Origin of the sequence: Aeromonas sobria, from assembly GCF_006243315.1 — a bacterium.
GTDB classification, from domain to species: domain Bacteria; phylum Pseudomonadota; class Gammaproteobacteria; order Enterobacterales; family Aeromonadaceae; genus Aeromonas; species Aeromonas sobria_A.
The window spans coordinates 38,407-60,323 of the sequence record NZ_NKWE01000042.1 but is presented as its reverse complement, the minus strand read 5'-3'; the positions used below and the strand labels follow the sequence as shown (position 1 = coordinate 60,323).

The following is a 21,917-nucleotide window of genomic DNA, read 5'->3' as shown; positions in this document are numbered from 1 at the left end:
CGGGGCCATCAAATGGGTTAGGGTTGTGCCTGCAGGACATCCTGCAGCAGGGTGAAGAGATCGTCGATCTGGCTGCGTTCGATGATGAGGGGTGGCGACAGAGCTATGATGTCGCCGGTCACCCGGATAAGCAGACCCTTCTCGAAGCAGCGCACAAACACCTCATAGGCGCGCTTGCCCGGCGCATCCGGCATCGATTCCAGCTCGATACCCGCCACCAGCCCGTAGTTGCGCACATCCTTCACATGCTTGCAGCCCTTCAGCGAATGCGCCGCCTCCTCCCAGTAGCCCGCCAGATCGGCGGCGCGACTGAGCAGGTTCTCGTTGCGATAGATCTCGAGTGTCGCCAGCCCGGCTGCCGCCGCCACCGGATGGCCCGAGTAGGTGTAGCCGTGGAACAGCTCGATAGCCCCCTTGCCTGCCGCCATCATGTCGTCATAAATGTGCTTCTGCACCAGCACCGCCCCCATCGGAATAGCGCCGTTGGTGAGCCCCTTGGCGCAGGTGATCATGTCGGGTATGACATCGAACTCCTGTGCCGCAAAGGGGGAGCCGAGACGACCGAAACCGGTGATCACCTCGTCAAAAATCAGCAGAATACCGTGTTTGGTACAGATCTCCCGCAACCGCTTGAGGTAGCCTTTGGGGGGCATCAGCACGCCGGTACTGCCGGCGATGGGCTCGACGATCACCGCTGCGATATTGCTGGCATCGTGCAGGAAGACGATCTTCTCCAGCTCGTCGGCCAGCGCCACATCCTCCTCGGGCAGCCCTTTGGTGAAGGCATTCTTGGCGATGTTGAGGGTATGCGGCAGATGATCCACCCCGGTCAGCAGGGAGCCGAACCACTTGCGGTTGCCGGGAATGCCCCCCACCGAGATGCCGCCAAAGCCGACCCCGTGATAGCCACGCTCGCGGCCAATCAGTCGGGTGCGAGTGCCCTGACCGCGGGCCCGCTGCCAGGCCAACGCGATTTTCAGCGCAGTATCGACCGACTCTGAGCCGGAGTTGGTATAGAAGACGTGGCCAAACCCCTTGGGGGCAATCTCCACCAGTTTGTTGGCCAGTTCGAACGGCAGGGGGTGGCCCATCTGGAAAGTAGGGGCAAAATCGAGGTGGGAAATCTGCTGGGAGACCGCCTCGGCAATCTCGCGCCGACCATGGCCCGCGTTGCAACACCAGAGTCCGGCTGTGCCATCCAGTATCTTGCGGCCATCCTCTGAGTGATAATACATCCCCTCTGCCGACTTCAGGATGCGCGGCGTCGCCTTGAACTGCTGGTTGGCGGTGAACGGCATCCAGAACGCGGACATGTCGGAGGGCGTATTGATGTCGCTGATCGGTTTCATGGTCACCTCATCCTTAAGGTGTTTAGCAACTGTCGGCCAATGCCTATTAAATTAAACACCTGAATCCATAAAAAAGGGCCCGTTATCGCCCTGTCTGGTGCCACCCCTAGCTAGACGCATCAACAGGGTGGTATAAGATATTTAACACAATTTTAATAATAGTAAACAGTCAAGGAGTGTCTATAGATGGATATCGGTCACCGCCTCAAGGCGGTTCGCACCACGGCAGCCCTCTCTCAGCGCGAGCTGGCCAAGCGCTCCGGTGTGACCAACGGATTTATCTCCCAGATCGAGAAAAATCAGGTGAGCCCCTCTGTCTCCTCCCTGCGCAAGGTGCTGGAAGGCATCCCCATGTCGCTGGCCAGCTTCTTCACCGAAGAGACCGAAATGAGCACCGAAGTGATCTTCCGTGCCGCCGATATGCCGGATCTCGGCACTCACCCCATCAGCTACCGGCTGGTCGGGCATAGCCGTGCCAACCGCGCCATCGGCATGTTGCAGGAGGTACTGCCACCGGGCGCCGACACCGGCGACGACATGCTGAGCCACGAGGGTGAAGAGTGCGGCATCGTCATCAAGGGCGAAGTTGAAGTGACCGTGGGCGAACAGATCTACCTGCTGGGCGCCGGGGACGGCTACTACTTCGACAGCCGCACACCCCACCGTTTTCGCAATAGTGGCGAGCAGGAGTGCATGCTGATTTCAGCCAACACCCCCGCCAGCTTCTGACATCCAGACGCGAGTCTGGCAGGGAGCGAATGTTTAATGAATTGTTACAAGATGGATTTACAAGCGGCAGGATGTTTAGCATATTGATACGCGGAAACTGACTTTTGCCGGTTCAAGGAGTGAACATGAGTGACCTGACCCTGGCCCAGTGGCAACACAAGGCCGCCCATCTGACCCTGCCCTCGCAAGCCTTTATCAACGGCAGCTATAGGGATGCCGTCAATGGCGCCACCTTCGATTGCATCAACCCGGCCAACGGCAAGCTGCTGACCAAGGTGGCTGCCTGCGATGCCGCCGATGCCGAACTGGCGGTGCAGGCCGCCCGTGACGCCTTTAACGACAAACGCTGGAGCGGGCTGGCCCCGAAACAGCGCAAACTGATCATGCAGCGCTTCGCCGAGCTGATGCGCCTCAACAAGGTGGAGCTGGCGCTGCTGGAGTCGCTGGATATGGGTAAACCCATCGGCGATGCCATGGGCTATGACGCCCCCGCCGCTGCCAACTGCATCGCCTGGAACGCCGAAGCGATTGACAAGATCTACGATCAAGTCGCCCCGGTTGAGGAGTCCGCCCTGGCACTGGTGACCCGCGAGGCGCTCGGGGTGATCGCCGCCATAGTGCCGTGGAACTTCCCGCTGGTGATGGCCTGCTGGAAACTGGGTCCGGCGCTGGCCACCGGCAACTCGGTGATCCTCAAACCTTCCGAAAAATCCCCCCTGACCGCCCTGCGCATCGCGGGTCTGGCCAAAGAGGCGGGCATTCCGGATGGGGTGTTCAACGTGTTGCCGGGCTTTGGCCATACCGTGGGTGAAGCGCTGGCCATGCACATGGATGTGGACTGCATCACCTTCACCGGCTCCACCAAGATCGGCAAGCATCTGGTGCAGTGCTCCGGCAAGTCCAACCTCAAGCGCGCCTTTATGGAGTGCGGCGGCAAGAGCCCCAACATCATACTGGCGGATGCACCGGATCTGGACGCCGCAGCCAAGAGCGCCGCTGGCGCCATCTTCTACAACCAGGGCGAGGTGTGTACCGCCGCCTCTCGCCTACTGGTGCAAAACAGCATCAAGCCGCAATTTATGGAGCGGCTGCTGGCCCACGCCAAGGAGTGGATTGCGGCCGACCCGCTCGATCCTGCCACCCGCATCGGCGCCATGGTGGACCACATCCAGATGGAGCAGGTGCTGCGCTATATCGAGATTGGCAAGCAGGAGGGGGCCAAGCTGCTGCTGGGCGGCAACCGCACCAATATGGAGAGTGGCGGCTTCTATATCGAACCCACCATTTTCGACGACGTGACCCCGCAGATGCGCATCTTCCGCGAGGAGATCTTCGGCCCTGTGCTGGCGGTGACCGGCTTCGATACCCTGGAAGAAGCCATTGCGCTGGGCAACGACACCGACTATGGGCTGGCGGCGGCGATCTGGACGGCGGATCTCAACAAGGCGGTGAAAGGCTCGCGCGCCCTGCGCGCCGGTACCGTGTTCGTCAACAACTGGGACGGTGGTGACATGACCATGCCGTTTGGCGGCTTCAAACAGTCCGGCAACGGTCGCGACAAGTCACTTCATGCGCTGGAGAAGTACACCGAGCTGAAAAGCACCTGGATTCAGCTGGATTAACACGACAAAGCAGCACTATCGGATCAAAAAGGGGGAGAAATCCCCCTTTTGCATTTTTGGCCTTCCATCACCGGGCTCAATCCTTATAATGATAAAAAAGCCAACATGTTAAATATAAAGACAAAAATGCTATTTTTTCTGGGAAGCGTACTTTTTCTGGTGATCGGTTTGCCCCTGCTGTTCTTCGTGCTGGGGCACGGCGAGGCCTACGTGACCTGGGGCCCCTGGATCTCCGCCATCGCCCTGATGTTGTGGCTGTTGATGGATGTCGACAAGATCCGCCGCGGTAAAGGCTGACTGACCAGCCAGCCACTCGCTTCCCCTCAAACTTCGTTTATTCGCTTCTTTCCCCGCAAAAGGATCGCTACACTGATTTTTTGCGATGTTTTCCCGCATCCAACGCTTCAGTAAAGGTCATCCCCATGCCGCAACAGATCCAGCGTCAGGGCGTCATCTACGCCCTGTGCGCCTATACCCTTTGGGGCATAGCCCCTGTCTATTTCAAGACCCTCTCTGCCGTCCCGGCCGCCGAGATCCTGACCCACCGGATGATCTGGTCCTGCGCCTTGCTGATGGTGCTGACCCTGCTTGGTCGCCAGTGGCACAAGGTGCAAGCGGTGCTACGCCAGCCAAAAGTGTTGCTGACCCTGGCGTTTACCTCGATCACCATCGGCGGTAACTGGCTGCTGTTTATCTGGGCCATCAACAACGGCCACATGCTGGATGCCAGCCTCGGCTACTACATCAACCCGCTGTTCAACGTGTTGCTGGGGATGGTGTTTCTGAGCGAGAAGCTGCGCCGCCTGCAGTGGTGGGCCGTCGCACTGGCCTTTGCCGGGGTGGCGATCCAGCTCATCGCCTTTGGTTCGCTCCCCTGGATTGCGCTGGTGCTGGCGTCGAGCTTTGCCATCTATGGTCTGATGCGCAAAAAACTGGCCCTCGATGCCCTCACCGGCCTGCTGATCGAAACCATGATCATGCTGCCGCCAGCGGCCATCTATCTGTGGGGCTTTGCCGACAGTCCGACCAGCCATCTCACCCAGAACGACTGGCACCTCAACCTGCTGCTGATCGCCGCAGGCGCCGTCACCACGGCCCCCCTGCTCTGCTTCACCGCCGCCGCGACCCGGCTCAAGCTCTCCACCCTGGGCTTCTTCCAGTACATAGGCCCCAGCCTGATGTTCATCCTCGCCGTCACCCTCTATGGGGAAGCACTGGCGATGGACAAACTGCTCACCTTTGCCTGCATCTGGAGCGCGCTGGTGCTGTTCAGTCTGGATGGGCTGCGCAGCGGCAGAGCCGCGCCAAAACAGGCATAACGCCACCGACCCTCTGCCCCGGCTCATCAGCCGGGGTTCTTTTTTGCGCCGCCAGCCCCCCTTGACGCTCATCAGAGCCGACAACCGGCTACCTGACGCTCCAAAGGCCACATCCGAGTCATATCCTCCTCACAGAGAGCTATGCTATCCATGAACGGAGCCGAATGGAGGCAACATGCTCAAGCAAATTCACGACAGATCCCTGCTTTTTGGCCAGGTTCTGGGGATCATGGTCATTATCACGCTGATCTCCATCAGCTTTTTCGGGCTTTACTCGGTCCGGAGTGCAGCCGACCAGATGGGACAGGGGAAGGACGTGGTGGCCGATATTCTGCCGCCGCCCCTCTACCTCATCGAATCCCAGTTGCAGGTCTACACCCTGCTCCATGCCAAACCGGAGGAGCGGGAAGCGTTGCTGCAAACCCTCACCCGGCTGCAGCAAGAGTTCGAGAGCCGCAACCGCTTCTGGCAAGAGAGCAATCTGAACGAGCCCCTCAGGGAGCTGCTGCTGGGGGAGCAAAAAGTACAGGGGGAGCTGTTCTGGCAACTGCTCAACGCCAAGTTTGTCCCCGCCATCAAGGCGGGCGATCTGACGCAGGCGGGAGCGATTGCCGCGCGCCTGCACACCCTCTATAACGCCCACCGGCTGGGAGTGGACGCCACCGTCATCAGCGGCAACCAATATGCCGCCGACCAGATGACGCATCTGACCGACACCACTCGCCTCTGCTATGGCCTGCTGCTGTGCGCCGCACTGCTGGGCGCCGGGCTCATCTTCTGGCTGGGACGCCCCACCCTGCAGCGACTGCTGGCCGCCGGCAAAGCCACCGCCGCCATCGCCAAAGGAGAGCTAAACAGCCCTATGCCGGAGCCGGGTCTTGATGCCATCGGTGAACTGATCCACCAGATCGGGGCAATGCGCGACCAGCTTGCCACTCTGGTGGAATCGCTGCAGCGCAGCGCCAGCACCCTGGATGATCGCGCCACCAACCTGACAGCCATGGCACAGCGCCACGCCAATGACAGTGAGGCACAGGTCGGCGCAGCCCAACATATTGAACAAGCCATAGAGCAACTCACCCACGCCATCGAGCAGGCGGGTAGCCAGCTGCATCAAGTGGGGGAGCAAACCCTGCAGTCCGCCACCCGCGCACAAGAAGCCACGCACGCCATGCACACCGTTGAACAGGTGATCGAGGAGCAAGCGGCGGGGGTGAAGCGGGTATCTCGCACCATTTCGGATCTGACCGGACTCTCGCAGCAAATTGCCGGGCTGGCGGGCGCTATCCACGGCATTGCGGAACAGACCAATCTACTGGCGCTCAACGCCGCCATCGAAGCCGCCCGAGCGGGCGAACAGGGGCGCGGTTTTGCCGTGGTGGCCGATGAGGTCCGCTCGCTGGCGACCCGTACCGGTAGCGCCACCACCGAGATCAACACCATCATCGGCAAGATCCAGGATGTCAGCCTGCGCGCCGCCAGCGAGATGGATGCCGAGCTGGCCCGGGTCGAACAGGCGGTCGCCCACGCGATGACAGCTCGCCAGAGCGTCGCCCGGATCGGCCAGAGCTGCGAGGAGATCAACCAGCGCATCGCTCAGGTCGATCAGCTGATGAGCGATGAGACCCGCCTCATTCAGGGGATTAATCATCAGGTCGGTGAGATGTCCCGGCTGGCGGCCGAGGTCAACCAGAGCGCCAGCCACGCCGCCGAAGAGGCGACCATGGTCGCCCAGCATGCCCGCATCCTGACCAAGCAGACTCACCATTTCCATCTCGACACCACCCACCACTGATCTGCGGCGATGACGGGAGTCAGCGCCCCCATTTTCCGCTGCGTTGGCAAAATGGGTAGCATTGGACTCCATGAGGGAATAGGATCCGCCCCTCTAAAAAACCAATTGCAAGGATCAACTGACATGAATCGAAAATGGTCGCTCCCCATCGTGGCACTCGCGGGGGGAGCGTTACTCTGGCTTGGCAACACCTTTGGTATGAAATGGGCTCTGATGGCCCTGATCGGATTCGGCTTCGGCTTCACCCTCTCCTTCAGCCGCTTCGGCATCGTCTTCGGTTGGCGCGAAATGCTGACCAAGCGCAACAGCTACTACGTGCGGGTTCACCTGCTCACCATCGCCATCGAAATTCTGCTGTTCACCTGCTTCCTCTCCTTTAGCCACGCCCTGTTTGGCGATGCCATGGTGGGCAACGTGATGGCTATCGGCATTCCTTTCATCGGCGGTGCCTTCCTGTTTGGCATCGGCATGCAACTGGCGGGCGTCTGCGCCACCGGTACTCTCTACTGCTGTGGCGAGGGGCAACCCCGCTTCTGGCTGGTGCTGATCTGCTACGGCATCGGCACCCTCATCAGCAACCAGTTCCGGCCAGAACTGACCGCCACCTTCTCCAGCCATGTGGTATTGGCCAAAGACCTGACCGGCAATATCTGGAGCGGCATGCTGCTCAACCTGGCGCTGGTCGCCGTGTTGTTCCTGCTGTTTCGCAACAGCGAGCTCAAACGCACCGGCGAACTCAAGCCCCTCTTCAGCGGCGGCAACCTGTTCTGGCGCGATGGCCGCTTCACCGTGCTGACCGGTGGCATCATCATCGCGGTGCTCAACTCGACCGTGGTCGCCCTGCACGGCTCGGCCTGGACCATTACCGGCGCCGTCTATGACATGGCGTTGCGCGGCGCCTCCCTGTTTGGCCTGTTCGAGGGGAACCCGAAACTGGCCCAGCCGCTCTTTATCAACCCCATGGTCGGTATGTTCTGGCTTGGCATTCTGGGGGCCATGCTGGCGCGCTGCATCAGCGGGGGTGGCAACTTCGCCCCGATGCGACTCGGTAACAGTCTGGCATCCATCATCGGCGGCCTGTTGATGGGGATGGGGGCCATGTACGCCGCCTGCAACCTCGGCGGTTTCTTCGATGGCACTGCGTCTGGCAGCCTGCACGGCTGGGTCTGGATGCTGATGGCACTGGCAGGCAGCCTGATCGGCATTCGCCTGCGCCCGCTGTTCGGGCTCTGACACGCGATATCGCAAACGCACCATAGAAAACGGGAGGCCAGGCCTCCCGTTGTTGTATTTATCGATCCCGTCGCCCTGCTTATTGGACTGGCTGGGAGACCCCTTCCAGATTGATCTCCACCCGGCGATCCGGTGCCAGACAGGCGATCAACTCCTGCTTGGAGTTGCTGGCGCAGTTGCTGCCAGTGACCGGATTGGCCTTGCCACGCCCCTCGACCCGCACCTTGTCGGCATACAAGCCTTTGGAGACCAGATAGCTGGCCACGCTCTGGGCCCGTTTTTCGGAGAGGGCCAGGTTGTAGTTGTCGGAGCCAATGCGGTCGGTATAACCGATGACAGTCGCGACGCCATCCTTCGGATTGGCCGCCACAATCTGGCTGAACAGGGCGTCGAGCGCCTGATTGGCCGAAGGCTTCAGGGTCGCCTTGTTGAACTCGAACAGCACATCGGAACTCAAACTGAAGGTCTTGGGCTCAACCACGGCTACCGGAGCTGGTTCAACTGCTGGTGCCGGCGCAGGCACGACAACCTCGCCACCTTGCTGACCGAAGCGATAGAGCATGCCAACAGAGAGCAGACCATTATCCATTTCTATACCGGAACGATCTTCAGATGTGCTGCCCAACGGGGTGGTGTATTGGTATTCAAGGCGAGCAGCCCAGTCTTTATCGATGGCATATTCAACACCAAGTGCGCCAACAAACGCAGCTCCATGGTATTTGTGTCCATTATTGTCAAATGAAGCATCGTTGGCTGGAGCAGCGGAATCTTTATACCAACCGGAATAAGAGCTCTCCGTCCAGGCATACGCGCCGCCCAAGCGACCATAGACATCCAATACAGATGTAGCAGGGAAACTAATCTTCATGGTGGCCTGTATCATTTGCGCTTTAGCTTCGCCATGCAACCCGGCAGACAGGGTTCCCAAGGACGCAGTTTTATCAAGCTGGTACTTACCAAGCCAGTCATAACCCAACTCAAAACCCAAGTTCTGATTAAGCTGATAGCCGACAAAACCACCCAAACCGAGATCACTTTGTTTATCACTGGGTGATACAAAATCGACTACATCCTTAACTTGTTGGTTGTAATCAACGCCATAGTAATTGGACCAACCGGCCTTGCCACCGACATACCACGTATTGTCCTGCGCGGCGGCCTGCACGGCCCCGGCCGCCAGCAAACCACTGACCAATACGGCAAGCATGGATTTATTCATATTTTCGCCTCTGCAATAAGTCGTTATGGGCGCCTGAGTGCGCACTCTCCCTGTGTGAAGCCGTCAGGCAGCTTCCCGCATTCCAGAGTATCCCATCCGAACGCAGCCTCAAATGACCAGCAGCTCAGGAGTGTGAAGCGGCCAGCATTATCACGGCATCGTCGGCCAAAATGCTCTTTGCCAGCATTCTGGCCTGCTCCAGAGCCAGCGGCTGCTGATAGCTGTGAGCCATCACAATCGCCCCCTCCAGCAACAGGCAAAGCCCGGTCGCCTGAGCCAGAGAGCACTCGAGCTGGGTCATCACCCAGCTCAGCAACGCCTGCTTGTGCGCCATCACCAGCTTGCGCACCGGATGGCGCGGCTCGGCAAACTCGGCGCTGGCGTTGATGAAGTTACAGCCATAGAAATCAGAGCGGCCAAACCACTCTGCGAAACCATCGAACAGCCCCTGCAGGCGAGCCTCGCGTCCGGTCACGCCGGCCAGCCGCTGCTCAAGCAGGGCGAAGAACTCCCGGTCACGCGCGAGCAGCACCTCCTCAATCAAGGCATCCTTGGTCGGGAAGTGGCGATAGAGGGTGCGTTTGGTACTGCCCGCTTCGGCCCAGATGCGATCTATGCCGGTGGCATGGAAGCCATGACGGTTGAACAGACGGTAGGCCGTCGCCACCAGCTGTTGACGCTTCTCGCTCATGATTTTCCTCTTGAAGTACACCGATCTGTCTACCTAATGTGCCTAATCAGTGCTGGCAAACCAAGAGGAAAACATGATGACAAAATGGTATGGCCCATTATGGGCAGGCGTGGGCGCTGCACTCACCATCGGCATATTGGAATGGCTCAATCTGAGCTGGCAGGTGGCGCTGATAATGGCACCTTTCGGGGCCAGCTGCGTGTTGCTGTTTTCCCTGCCCGATAGTCCACTGGCGCGCCCCAAAAACGTGCTGGGTGGTCACCTGCTGACGGCCAGCATCGGGCTGCTCATCGGCTTGCTTCCCCTCCCCGTTGAAGTGCAGATGGCTCTGGCAACCGGGCTGGCCATCGCCCTGATGCAGGGACTGAATGTCATCCACCCTCCGGCAGGCGCCAATCCCTTGCTGATCCTGATGACAGGACAAGAGCCGGCGTTCCTGTGGCAGACAGTACTGCCCGGTACTTTGCTGCTAATGGTGCTGGCCAACGGATTTCAATGGCTCAGACGAAGGTGGCTAGCAACAGCCTGAAAAACAGAGGGAGGCCACAGCCTCCCTCTCTCTTCATCCCCATCAACTGGCCAGAAACAGCCGGTAGGCGGGATCGTCGCTCACCTCTTTCCAACGGTAGCCAATCTCCCGCAGGTAGTCGTGGAAGGCGGCGATATCCTCGTCCGGCAGTTCGAAGGCACAGAGCACCCGCCCGTAGTCGGCGCCGTGGTTGCGGTAGTGGAACAGACTGATGTTCCAGCGACAGCCGAGGGTCTCGAGAAAGCGCATCAGGGCGCCCGGCTGCTCCGGAAACTTGAAGCTGTAGAGACGCTCACCCAAAGGCCGGGCCGGGCGGCCGCCAATCATGTAGCGTACGTGGTTTTTGGCCAGCTCGCTCTCGGTCATGTTGACCACCGGATAGCCGTTGCCGCCGAGTTGATCGATGATCTGGCCCAGCTCCTGGTCGCCGCCGGTGAGACGCACCGAGACGAACAGCGACGCCTGCACCGCATCTGAATAGCGGTAGTTGAACTCGGTCACCATGCGGGGCCCAAGCTGACGGCAGAAGTCGAGGAAGGCCCCTTTGCGCTCGGGGATAGTCACCGCCAGCATGCCCTCGCGCTTCTCGCCGATCTCGCAGCGCTCCGACACGTAGCGCAGGCTGTGGAAGTTGACGTTGGCACCCGACAGAATGGCCGCCATCCGCCCCCCTTTGACCTGCTCCCGCTCGCTGTAGGCCTTGAGCCCCGCCAACGACAGGGCCCCCGATGGCTCGGCGATGGCGCGGCAGTCGTCGAAGATATCTTTCAGTGCGGCGCAGATCTGATCGTTGGAGACGGTCACCACCTCGTCCAGATACTGGTTGCACAGCCGAAACGTCTCCTCGCCGATGCGCCTGACCGCCACCCCGTCGGCAAACAGCGAGACGCGCTCCAGATTGACCGGCTCGCCCGCCGCCATGGCCGCCTTGAGGCAAGCGGAGCCCTCCGCCTCCACCCCGATCACCTTCACATCCGGCAGCAGTTGCTTGATGTAGACCGCTACCCCGGCGGCCAGACCGCCGCCCCCCACCGGCACGAAGACGTGGGTAAGGTGGATGTCCTGATCCAGCAGCTCCTTGCCGATGGTGCCCTGCCCGGCTATCACCTCGACATCGTCGAATGGAGGGATCAGGGTATAGCCCTCCAGTTCGGCGAGGCGGCGGCTCTCGGCATAGGCCTCGTCGAAGCTGTTGCCAAACAGCATGACGTTACCGCCCTGACGGCGCACTGCGTCGATCTTGATGTCCGGCGTGGTGTTGGGCATCACTATGATCGCCTTGATGCCGAGCTTGGCGGCAGACAGGGCGACCCCCTGCGCATGGTTGCCCGCAGAGGCGGCGATAACGCCGTGATCCTTCTGTTCCTGAGTCAGGGTGGCAATCTTGTGATAGGCGCCGCGCAGCTTGAAGGAGTGAACCGGTTGCAGATCCTCCCGCTTCAGACTGACGTGATTGCCGAGCCGCTCGGACAATTTCTTAAGCGTCTGCAAGGGGGTCACCCGCGCCGCCTCATAGACGGGGGAGAGCAACACCTTGCGCAGATAATCAGCCGCAGAGACCATGGTTTACTCCTCCAGCTTGCTGCGGTCACGCACCGCGCCCTTGTCAGCGCTGGTGGCGAGCATGGCGTAGGCGCGCAGGGCAAAGGAGACCTGACGCTGGCGATCGAGCGGCTTCCAGCCACGGGCTTCGACGGCAACGCGGCGGGCGGCCAGCACGCTGTCGGCCACCTCCAGCACCATGCTGCGGGCCGGGATGTTGATGCTGATGATGTCGCCATCCTCCACCAGACCGATAGTGCCGCCAGAGGCCGCTTCTGGTGATACGTGGCCGATGGAGAGACCCGAAGTACCGCCGGAGAAGCGGCCATCGGTGATCAGGGCGCACTGCTTGCCCAATCCCATGGATTTCAGATAGGTGGTGGGGTAGAGCATCTCCTGCATACCGGGGCCCCCTTTTGGCCCCTCATAGCGGATCACCACCACCTCACCGGCCTTGACCGTGCCGTCCAGAATGCCGGCGACCGCCGTATCCTGACTCTCGAACACCCGGGCCGGGCCGCGGAAGGTGAGGTTCTCGTCATCCACCCCGGCCGTTTTTACGATGGCACCATCAAGGGCCAGATTGCCGGAAAGTACCGCAAGGCCCCCTTCCAGACTGTAAGCGTGCTCCAGCGAGCGGATGCAGCCCCCGGCGCGATCCACATCCAGCTCATCCCAACGGCAATTCTGGCTGAAGGCCTTGGTGGTGCGGATGCCAGCTGGGCCAGCGCGGTAGAAGTCCACCACCGCCTGACTCGGCTGGCGGCTGACATCATATTCATCGAGCTGCTCGGCCAGCGAACAACCCAGCACGGTACGGGTATCGCCATGCACCAGACCCGCTTTTTCCAGCTGACCCAAAATGGCGACCACACCACCGGCGCGGTGCACATCTTCCATGTGGTACTTCTGGGTGGAGGGCGCCACCTTGCACAGCTGCGGCACCTTGCGCGACATGCGATCGATATCGGCCATGGTGAAGTCCACCCCAGCCTCCTGCGCCGCCGCCAGCAGGTGCAACACGGTATTGGTGGAGCCGCCCATGGCGATATCCAGCGCCATGGCGTTTTCGAACGCTGCCTTGTTGGCGATATTGCGCGGCAGGGCACTCTCGTCATCCTGCTCATACCAGCGCTTGGCCAGCGTCACGATGCGCTGGCCCGCCAGCTTGAACAGCTGCTCGCGATCGCTGTGAGTCGCCAGCATGGAGCCGTTACCCGGCTGGGAGAGGCCAAGCGCCTCGGTCAGACAGTTCATGGAGTTGGCGGTAAACATGCCGGAGCAGGAGCCGCAGGTGGGGCAAGCGCTGCGCTCGATCTGATCGCTCTGGGCGTCGGAGACCTTGGGATCGGCGCCCTGGATCATGGCGTCCACCAGATCCAGCTTGATGATCTGGTCGGAGAGCTTGGTCTTGCCCGCTTCCATCGGGCCGCCGGAGACGAAAATGACCGGGATATTGATACGCAGAGCCGCCATCAGCATCCCTGGGGTGATCTTGTCGCAGTTGGAGATGCAGACCATGGCATCGGCGCAGTGGGCGTTGACCATGTACTCCACCGAGTCGGCGATCAGCTCCCGCGATGGCAGGGAGTAAAGCATGCCGCCGTGGCCCATGGCGATGCCGTCATCCACGGCTATGGTGTTGAACTCCTTGGCAACGCCACCCGCGGCTTCAATTTCCCGCGCCACCAGCTGGCCCAGATCCTTGAGGTGGACGTGGCCCGGTACAAACTGGGTGAAGGAGTTGACCACGGCGATGATGGGCTTGCCAAAATCCTGATCAGTCATTCCGGTGGCACGCCACAGGGCGCGGGCCCCGGCCATGTTACGTCCGTGGGTGGTGGTGGCGGATCTCAACTTCGGCATTGTCTCTACTCCCTGAATGCCCATATGGGCTCGATGCGTTATGCGGTGATGATACGAGTGGATCGGAATCGATCCTGGTGAAGGCTCCTCTGGGAAGCTCTCACCAGAAGCGACTCGGGGAGGCACATCACCTCCCCTCTCTCATCAGTCGTTAACTGGCGTCAACCAGCCCCACTTGTCCTCGGTCTGGCCATTGAATAGGCCGAAAAAGGCGTTTTGCAGTTGCTCGGTCACCGGGCCACGGCTGCCAGCGCCCACCTTCATCCGATCAACGGAACGCACCGGGGTCACTTCGGCGGCGGTGCCGGTCATGAAGATCTCGTCCGCCACGTAGAGCGCCTCGCGGGGCAGCGCCTGCTCACGCACCTCGTAACCCAGATCACGAGCCAGCGTCATGATGGTGTCGCGGGTGATGCCGGGCAGGATGGCCGCGGTGGCAGGCGGGGTGAACAGCACGCCATTCTTCACCAGAAACAGGTTCTCCCCCGCCCCTTCGCTCAGATAGCCGTTCACATCCAGTGCCAACCCCTCGGCAAAGCCGTTGCGTTTGGCCTCACGGCTGATCAGTTGGGAAGAGAGGTAGTTGCCGCCCGCCTTGGCGCCGGTGGGAATGGTATTGGGAGCAAGCCGGCTCCAGGAGGTGACGCAGACATCCACCCCGTTTTTCAGCCCCTCTTCACCCAGATAGGCGCCCCACGGCAGGGCGGCCACCATCAGGTCGGCCTTGGCATCCAGCGGCGGATGCAGCCCCAGCCCCACGTTGCCGACAAAGGCCAGCGGGCGCAGATAGCCGCTCTTCAGGCCGTTCTCGCGCACCACGGTGCGGCAGGCTTCATTCACGTCAGACTCGCTGTAGGGCACATCCATCCAGTAGATCTTGGCGGAGTCGAACAGGCGGCGGGTGTGCTCCTGCAGGCGGAAGATACAGGTGCCCTTGGGGGTATCGTAGGCGCGCACACCCTCGAACACCGAGGAGCCGTAGTGCAGGGCGTGGCTCATGACGTGTACCTGGGCATCTTGCCAGGGCACCAGTTTGCCGTTGAACCAGATGTATTGTGGGTGAGTGGCTGATTGGGAAGGCTGTGACATTGGCTTTGCTCCTTAAGCTCTGATCCGGGGTTGCTGTTCCAGTGCATCGACCCGGGAGACGTCCACCAGCTTCACCAGCTGGCTCCACAACTGTTGGATAGGACGCGCCGACTCGACAGTAACCGTGATCCGCAGCTGTTGGCAATCCTGCTCCATATTCAAGGCGCAGAGATTGAAGCCGCGGTGACGCACCACCCGCAGCACCCGCTCCATCACTTCGGGCCTGGGCTGGGCGTGGATATGCAGGGTGTGCTGTGCAAATGCTGGCTGTGCAAGGGTGTGCGGGTTCATGGGCGTTGCTCCATCATCTTGTGGTTGGCGACTCCCGGCGGAACCAGGGGCCAGACGTTTTCTTCCTCTGAAATAGCCACATGCAACAGATAGGCGCTTTCGCTCTTCAGCAGGCGGTCGAGGGCACCGGCTATCTGCTCCTTGCATGTGATGGTCTCGCCCGGAATGCCGAAGGCGGCAGCCAGCGCGACGAAATCGGGGTTGTCGGAGAGGATGGTCTCGCTGTAGCGGCCGTCGAAGAACAGCTCCTGCCACTGACGCACCATGCCGAGGCGCTGGTTATCCAGCAGCACCATCTTCACCTTGAGCTGGGCGCGGCGGATGGTGCCGAGCTCCTGCACATTCATCATGAAAGAGCCATCACCGCTCACCAGCACCACTTCATCCTGCGGGCGCGACATCTTGGCGCCGATGGCGGCGGGCAGACCGAAGCCCATGGTGCCAAGACCGGCACTGGAGAGGTGGTTGCGCGGGCTGGTGAAGCGCATGTGCTGGGCTACCCACATCTGGTGCTGACCCACGTCGCAGGCCACCACGCTGCTCTCCGGCAGCTTGGCGGATAGCTGTTTGAGCAGCGCCGGCGCATAGATGGCCTGCCCCGGGTGGTCGTAGCGAAACGCATATTCGCGGGCCATGGCGGCGCAGTGTTCACGCCAGGGGTCAATGGAGAGGGACATGGCGAGGGCGGGCAACACCCGCTTGAGATCCGTGGTGATGCCCACCTCGGCGGCGCGGCGCTTGCCGAACTCGGCAGCATCCACATCCAGATGGATCACTTTCGCCTCGGGGGCGAACTCCTCCAGCTTGCCGGTCACCCTGTCGTCGAAACGGGCACCGACCACCACTAGCAGGTCGCACTGCTGCACCGCGTAGTTGGCGGCCTTGGTGCCGTGCATACCGAGCATGCCGAGATAAACGGGGCTGTCGGGGTCGAGCGCACCAATCCCCTTGAGGGTGGTGACCGCAGGCATGCCGGTGACGGCGGCAAAGTCGCGCAACTGCTGCTCGGCATTGGCCATGCCCACCCCGCCACCGACGTAGAGCAGCGGGCGCTCGGCAGCAGCCAGCAAGGTGCGGGCAGCGGCCAATTCTGAAGGATTGAGCGCTTCTGGCTCTGCCACCGCAAACAGCGGGCTCTGGGTAGTCACGGCGGCCAGCTGCACATCCTTGGGCAGATCGATCAATACCGGCCCCGGACGCCCCTCGCTGGCGATAGCAAAGGCATCGGCGATAACCTGCGGCAGATCCGCCACATCCGTCACCATGAAGGAGTGCTTGGTGCAGGAGAGGGACATGCCGAGCACATCGACCTCCTGAAACGCATCGGTGCCGATGGCGGAACAGGGCACCTGTCCACTGATGGCCACCAGCGGCACGGAATCAAGCAGCGCCTCCGCCAAACCGGTCACCAGATTGGTGGCACCGGGGCCGGAGGTGGCGATGCAGACCCCCACCTGACCGGAGGCGCGGGCATAACCGACCGCCGCCATGGCGGCGCCCTGCTCGTGGCGGCAGAGCTGATGGGCCAGACCACCGTCATACAGGGCATCGTAGACCGGCATGATGGCCCCGCCCGGGTAACCAAACACCTGGGTCACACCCTGTTTCTTGAGAGCCTGTACCAAAAACTGCGCGCCGTTCATGTGGAGAATCCTGTCCTTTGGTCGAAAAAAAACCCCCGAGCTGTGAGGCTCGGGGGTCGCTTGTTTCGTTCTGTCCGGTGGTGGGTCTATCCCTTGTTCCGTGCAGCTAAACGAGCCCCGAGCGGTGAGATAATAATCACCACTAGGACCACAATAATGCTGACGAAACGGGAGGCCATGTTCATAGTTACAACCGGAAATCCTGTGAAATTGGGGCGGTTTGCACCGCGAATGGCTATTAGAACTAGCACGGTGATTTTTATTGGGCAAGGATTTTTTCTGTGACAACCCACTGATTTTGGCTATTCCCCAGCCGGAACTCTGGAATAAAAAACCAACAAAAAGCAGTTAGTCAGAACATATATCAACTCAAGGACGGGATTTATGTCATTAGCTGTGGTTTATAGCCGTGCCAGCCTCGGGATCGCGGCCCCGCAAGTTACAGTGGAAGTTCACCTCTCCAACGGCCTGCCCGCCTTCAACATGGTCGGCCTGCCGGAAACCTCGGTGAAAGAGTCGCGGGATCGGGTGCGCAGCGCTCTGCTCAACGGTAATTTCGAGTTCCCGAGCAAACACATCACGGTCAATCTGGCCCCCGCCGATCTGCCCAAGGAGGGCGGCCGTTTCGATCTGGCCATCGCCATCGGCATTCTCGCCGCTTCCAAGCAGATACCGGCAAAATACCTGCTCGATCATGAATTTTTGGGGGAGTTGGCCCTGACCGGCGAGATCCGTCCCGTGCTTGGAGTGCTGCCCGCGGTGCTCGCCTGCCGCGATGCGGGACGCACCCTGCTGGTGCCACGAGAGAACGGCCCGGAGGCCTCCCTCATTCAGGATGCGGAGGTGCGCACCGCCCACCAGCTACTGGCCGTCACCGCCTGGCTGGCAGGCCAGTACGAGCTGCCACTGCCTGATCCCCAAAGCGCGGAGAGCCTGCCCGACGTGCCGGATCTGCAAGATGTGATCGGCCAGTCACAGGCCAAGCGGGCGCTGGAGATCGCCGCCGCCGGCAGTCACAACCTGCTGTTCATCGGCCCGCCCGGCACCGGCAAGAGCATGCTGGCGAGCCGCCTGCCCGGCATTCTGCCGCCCTTGAGCGAACAGGAAGCGCAGCAGACTGCCGCCATCCACTCCATCGGTGGCCTGACCCCGCGCGCCGGACGCTGGCACCACAGACCCTATCGCACGCCCCACCACAGCGCCTCGGCGGTGGCGCTGGTGGGAGGCGGCAGCCACCCAAGACCCGGCGAAATTTCGTTGGCCCACAATGGGGTACTGTTTCTCGACGAGCTGCCGGAGTTCGAACGCAAGGTACTCGATTCCCTGCGCGAACCGCTGGAGACGGGCCACATCACCATCAGTCGGGCCGCCCGTCAGGTGGATTTTCCCGCCCGCTTCCAGCTGGTGGGCGCCATGAACCCCAGCCCCTGTGGCCACTATGGCGACGGCCAGACCCGCTCCAGCCCGGATCAGATCCTGCGCTACCTCGGCAAGCTCTCCGGCCCCTTTCTCGACCGGTTCGATCTGACAGTAGAGGTGCCACTGCTGCCCAAGGGGAGCCTGACCGGCAAGGCGGAGCGGGGAGAGTCGAGCCAGCAGATCCGCGATCGGGTACTGGCGGCGCGGGAGCGCATGCTTGGCCGTAACGGCAAACTCAACAATCTGCTGGATAGTCGCGAGATAGAAGATATTTGCCGACTATCGCCACAAGATGCCGAATTTTTGGAAAACGCCATCCAGAAGCTGGGGCTCAGCATCCGGGCCTGGCACCGCATTTTGCGGGTGTCGCGCACCATCGCCGATCTGGCGGGGCAACCGGCCATCGGCAAGGAGCATCTTATCGAGGCGCTCGGTTATCGCGCCATGGATCGGCTGCTGTCGCGGCTACGTAACGGCTGAAGCTGCAAGATGACGAAACGAGGGTTTCCTGCTGCCAAACGCCCTCTGCATGGTCTAGCGCGCCATCGGCTGATATTATGGCCACAGATCTGACCACTTGATGGCCCTTTATCGACAGCAAGACGGACCCTTACTCATGCCCAACAAGCTGACAGAGCGACTGCGCGGCAGCCTCTCTACCCTGCTCTATTTTTTCAATACCCTCTTCTGGTTTGTCCCCATCTTCTTGCTGGGTTTGCTCAAGCTGCCGCTACCGTTCAAGGGGTGGCGAACCCTCTGCAACACTCTGCTGGATGGCTGTGCCAGCTGCTGGATCGGTTTCAACAATCTGATCCAGAAAACCATCATCCAGACCCCTTTCGAGGTGGTCGGAGTGGACAAAGGGCACCGGAATGAGTGGTATATGGTGATTGCCAACCATCAATCCTGGGTCGACATACTGGTATTGCAGCGGGTTTTTAACCAAAAAATCCCCTTCCTGAAGTTTTTCCTCAAGAAAGAGCTGATTTGGGTACCTTTTCTCGGTCTGGCATGGTGGGCGCTCGACTTTCCCTTCATGCGGCGATATTCCCGTAAATTTCTGGAAAAAAGACCACATTTGAAGGGAAAAGACATAGAAACAACGCGCCAGGCCTGTGCCAAATTCCGCCATATTCCGGTGAGTGTGATGAACTTTGTCGAAGGCACCCGTTTCACCGGCAGCAAGCATCAGAAGCAGGGCTCGCCCTATCGCCACTTGCTGCTCCCGAAAGCGGGGGGCATCGCCTTCACCCTGGCAGCCATGGGTGACCAGTTGCAGCAACTGGTTGATGTCACCATCGCCTATCCGGACGGCATTCCCAGCTACTGGGACTTCATGTGCGGCCGGGTCGGGCAAATCAAGGTTCAGGTCCGCTATTTGCCGATCGACCGTAAGCTGGTGGGGGATTACTTCAATGACCCCGAGTTCCAACAAGAGTTTCAACAGTGGTTGAACGGGATCTGGCACGAGAAGGACCAGACCCTGAGCCAACTGCTGGCAACCAAGGCGCAGTAGACATTCATGCTATCCCTGCTTCCCGGCCCGCTGGTGCTGATCATCAGCGCGGGCCTGACCATCCTGTTCACCGCCTTGTGCGCCAGCTTGATCCTGCTGGTGTCGCTGGCCAAGCTGCTGCTGCCGATCCCGGCCTTTGGCCGCGCCTGCAGCCGGCTCAACAACCGTTTCATGAGGCTGTGGCTCGGTTGCAACGCCCTGGTGATCCGTCTCACCATGCGCATCGACTGGCAGATCGAAGATGAGACCCGACTGCGCAAGGATGGCTGGTATCTCGTCATCAGCAACCATATGAGCTGGACCGACATAGTGGTGCTGGGTCATCTGTTCCGCGATCGGCTGCCGGTGCCCAAGTTCTTCATGAAGCACGAGCTGATCTACATCCCGCTGCTGGGGCTCGCCTGCTGGGGGCTCGACATGCCCTTTATGCGCCGCTATTCACGGGCGTTTTTGCTACGCAACCCGCACCTGCGCGGCAAGGATATCGAGACCACCCGCAATGCCTGCGAGAAGTTTCGCCACATCCCCACCACCGTCATCAACTTCGTGGAAGGGACCCGCTTCACCGAGCAGAAACGGGACGCGGCCCGCTCCCGCTACCGTCATCTGATGCCGCCCAAGGCGGCGGGTCTGGCCTTCACCCTGGCGGCCATGGGGGAGCAGTTTGACAGCCTGATCAACGTCACCATCCGCTATCCGGACAACGCCGAGACCCCGTTCAAGGACTTCCTGATGGGACGGGTAAAGCGCATTCAGGTGCGGATTGAGGAGCTGCCGGTGGATGAGGCGCTGGTCGGTGATTACTTCAATGACAAGCAGTTCAAACGGGGTTTTCAGGAGTGGCTAAACCAGCGCTGGCAGGAGAAGGACGAGGTGCTGGAGGGGTGGCAGCGCGGTCAGGCGCCGCTGCGGGTTGCTACCGAAGGGATATCCAACCAAGAGGCATCCACAGAGAGCACCGAGGCCAACTCGGCCAACTGATCTTCGGAAAAGACTGCAATCCCGTGGCGGCGCAGCAGGGCGGTGGTCTTGCCCTCGCCCGCCACAGAGACCCCTTCGAAGCGGCCGTTATAGATACGGCCGCTGCCACATGAGGGGCTGCCCTCTTTCAGCAGCGCGAAGCGAATGCCCTGCGCTTGACAGATTTCCAGCACCAGCTCGGCGCCGCGATCAAACTCGGCGGTCACATCCAGCCCGCTCGCCGTCACCACCCGCTCACCTTGCCGCTCGGCAGGAGGGCGCGGGGTCGGCAAACCGCCCGCCACTTCGGGGCAGAAGGCCAGCACTCGCCCTTCGGCACCCAGTTCATTCAGCCAGTCGCTGACAATCCCCTTGCTTTGACCGTCGTAACGCACTGGCTGGCCCAGCAGGCAAGCGCTTACCAGCACGCGAACGGAATTGATACTCACGCTTCTGCTCCATGCATCACCTGATCGAACATCACGCAGCAGGGACTCTCCAACCGGTAAAGGATAGCGGGGCGCTGTTTGCCGGTGCGCTTGCGGCCGCTGTCCACCAGAATGTCGGCACGATGGATCCGCTTGCGAAACGCCGCCGTGTTCATCGGGGTTTGCAGGATGATTTCGAAGGCGCGCTGCACCTCGGAGAGGGTGAACTCGGGCCCCAGCAGTTGCAGCGGCAAGGTGCTGTAGCGACTCTTGATCCGCAGCCGCTCCAGCCCCTTGGCGATGAGCTGGACATGGTCGAAGGCGAGGCTCAGCCCCGGCAGGTTGCAGAGCGGATGCCAGCAGCCGTGGATGGCCTCCACTTCCGGATCGACCAAGCAGAGATAGACCAGGGTCGTGGACCAGCCGCGGGGATCCCGCTCCAGACTGCCGAGGGTGCAGACCTGCTCGCTGTAGCAGTGACCGAGCCCCCACTCCGCCAGCAGGCGGCGCTGGGCGGCATCCAGATCCCGATCCAGTGCCTCATCGATGCGCAAGCCGGGTAGCTGCCAACTGTGGGCAAAGGGGGGGCGATCACGGGTCTCGAGCAGCAGCTCGAGCCGCTCGTCATGCAACCGCAGCACCACCATATCCAGACTCATTCTCAGCATGCCGATCGC

General features: G+C 61.0%; 20 protein-coding genes. 10 read left to right on the top strand and 10 right to left on the bottom strand.

Features of this window, described 5'->3' with window-relative positions:
• Positions 1–17: 17 nt before the first annotated feature.
• The gene (gene aptA, locus CF137_RS13885; protein WP_139719725.1) at positions 18–1,349 is read right to left on the bottom strand and encodes an omega-aminotransferase AptA; all 1,332 of its coding nucleotides are present in this window, start codon (positions 1,347–1,349) and stop codon (positions 18–20) included.
• A 186-nt stretch (positions 1,350–1,535) separates the two neighbouring features.
• On the opposite strand from aptA, the gene CF137_RS13880 reads away from it, so the two are divergent.
• The 6 genes from CF137_RS13880 to CF137_RS13855 all read left to right on the top strand — a co-directional run bounded on the left by CF137_RS13880 (position 1,536) and on the right by CF137_RS13855 (position 8,047).
• Positions 1,536–2,078, top strand: a complete 543-nt coding sequence (locus CF137_RS13880; protein ID WP_068978255.1) for a cupin domain-containing protein — start codon at positions 1,536–1,538, stop codon at positions 2,076–2,078.
• 125 nt (positions 2,079–2,203) lie between these two features.
• Complete coding sequence (locus CF137_RS13875) at positions 2,204–3,700, top strand: aldehyde dehydrogenase (RefSeq protein ID WP_139719723.1); 1,497 nt, start codon at positions 2,204–2,206, stop codon at positions 3,698–3,700.
• A 126-nt stretch (positions 3,701–3,826) separates the two neighbouring features.
• Complete coding sequence (locus CF137_RS22120; protein ID WP_005341999.1) at positions 3,827–3,997, top strand: hypothetical protein; 171 nt, start codon at positions 3,827–3,829, stop codon at positions 3,995–3,997.
• A gap of 125 nt (positions 3,998–4,122) precedes the next feature.
• On the top strand, positions 4,123–5,019 hold the full coding sequence (gene rarD / locus CF137_RS13865) for an EamA family transporter RarD (protein ID WP_139719721.1): 897 nt from the start codon (positions 4,123–4,125) through the stop codon (positions 5,017–5,019).
• 175 nt (positions 5,020–5,194) lie between these two features.
• Complete coding sequence (locus tag CF137_RS13860; protein WP_139719718.1) at positions 5,195–6,814, top strand: methyl-accepting chemotaxis protein; 1,620 nt, start codon at positions 5,195–5,197, stop codon at positions 6,812–6,814.
• Between the two features lie 123 nt (positions 6,815–6,937).
• Entirely contained in the window at positions 6,938–8,047 is a 1,110-nt protein-coding gene (locus CF137_RS13855) for a YeeE/YedE thiosulfate transporter family protein (protein WP_193556571.1), read from the top strand.
• Between the two features lie 79 nt (positions 8,048–8,126).
• Here CF137_RS13855 and ompA read toward each other — a convergent pair whose 3' ends face one another.
• Both ompA and CF137_RS13845 read right to left on the bottom strand, forming a co-directional pair.
• Positions 8,127–9,266 (bottom strand): porin OmpA, encoded by a 1,140-nt coding sequence (gene ompA / locus CF137_RS13850; RefSeq protein ID WP_139719716.1) that lies wholly within the window; start codon positions 9,264–9,266, stop codon positions 8,127–8,129.
• Between the two features lie 124 nt (positions 9,267–9,390).
• A complete protein-coding gene (locus CF137_RS13845; protein WP_139719714.1) occupies positions 9,391–9,957 on the bottom strand; it encodes a TetR/AcrR family transcriptional regulator in 567 nt (188 codons plus the stop codon).
• Positions 9,958–10,033: 76 nt separating this feature from the next.
• Between CF137_RS13845 and CF137_RS13840 the strand changes: the two genes are divergently transcribed.
• Complete coding sequence (locus CF137_RS13840; protein WP_139719752.1) at positions 10,034–10,486, top strand: HPP family protein; 453 nt, start codon at positions 10,034–10,036, stop codon at positions 10,484–10,486.
• A 42-nt stretch (positions 10,487–10,528) separates the two neighbouring features.
• Here the strand turns inward: CF137_RS13840 and ilvA are convergent, their stop codons facing one another.
• From ilvA to ilvG, 5 genes are all read right to left on the bottom strand, one after another.
• Entirely contained in the window at positions 10,529–12,049 is a 1,521-nt protein-coding gene (gene ilvA / locus CF137_RS13835; RefSeq protein ID WP_101323322.1) for a threonine ammonia-lyase, biosynthetic, read from the bottom strand.
• 3 nt (positions 12,050–12,052) lie between these two features.
• On the bottom strand, positions 12,053–13,894 hold the full coding sequence (ilvD, locus tag CF137_RS13830; RefSeq protein ID WP_139719712.1) for a dihydroxy-acid dehydratase: 1,842 nt from the start codon (positions 13,892–13,894) through the stop codon (positions 12,053–12,055).
• Between the two features lie 144 nt (positions 13,895–14,038).
• Positions 14,039–14,983 (bottom strand): branched-chain amino acid transaminase, encoded by a 945-nt coding sequence (locus tag CF137_RS13825; protein ID WP_101323320.1) that lies wholly within the window; start codon positions 14,981–14,983, stop codon positions 14,039–14,041.
• Between the two features lie 12 nt (positions 14,984–14,995).
• Positions 14,996–15,274: an acetolactate synthase 2 small subunit gene (gene ilvM / locus CF137_RS13820; RefSeq protein WP_101323319.1), complete on the bottom strand. Its 279-nt coding sequence runs from the start codon at positions 15,272–15,274 to the stop codon at positions 14,996–14,998.
• Positions 15,271–16,917 carry an acetolactate synthase 2 catalytic subunit gene (gene ilvG, locus CF137_RS13815; RefSeq protein ID WP_139719710.1) on the bottom strand — a complete coding sequence of 549 codons (1,647 nt, stop codon included), beginning with the start codon at positions 16,915–16,917 and terminating at the stop codon, positions 15,271–15,273. Before ilvG ends, ilvM begins: the two co-directional genes overlap by 4 nt.
• 384 nt (positions 16,918–17,301) lie before the next feature.
• Here ilvG and CF137_RS13805 point away from each other — a divergent pair, with 384 nt between their 5' ends.
• The 3 genes from CF137_RS13805 to CF137_RS13795 all read left to right on the top strand — a co-directional run bounded on the left by CF137_RS13805 (position 17,302) and on the right by CF137_RS13795 (position 20,833).
• Entirely contained in the window at positions 17,302–18,816 is a 1,515-nt protein-coding gene (locus CF137_RS13805) for a YifB family Mg chelatase-like AAA ATPase (protein ID WP_139719708.1), read from the top strand.
• Between the two features lie 136 nt (positions 18,817–18,952).
• Complete coding sequence (locus CF137_RS13800; protein ID WP_068978244.1) at positions 18,953–19,852, top strand: acyltransferase; 900 nt, start codon at positions 18,953–18,955, stop codon at positions 19,850–19,852.
• A 6-nt stretch (positions 19,853–19,858) separates the two neighbouring features.
• Positions 19,859–20,833 (top strand): acyltransferase, encoded by a 975-nt coding sequence (locus tag CF137_RS13795; protein WP_139719706.1) that lies wholly within the window; start codon positions 19,859–19,861, stop codon positions 20,831–20,833.
• Here the strand turns inward: CF137_RS13795 and CF137_RS13790 are convergent.
• On the bottom strand, positions 20,749–21,261 hold the full coding sequence (locus CF137_RS13790; RefSeq protein WP_139719703.1) for a 2-thiouracil desulfurase family protein: 513 nt from the start codon (positions 21,259–21,261) through the stop codon (positions 20,749–20,751). The two genes, CF137_RS13795 and CF137_RS13790, sit on opposite strands and share 85 nt — an antisense overlap.
• Positions 21,258–21,908 (bottom strand): NUDIX hydrolase, encoded by a 651-nt coding sequence (locus tag CF137_RS13785; RefSeq protein WP_139719701.1) that lies wholly within the window; start codon positions 21,906–21,908, stop codon positions 21,258–21,260. Before CF137_RS13785 ends, CF137_RS13790 begins: the two co-directional genes overlap by 4 nt.
• Positions 21,909–21,917: the final 9 nt, after the last annotated feature.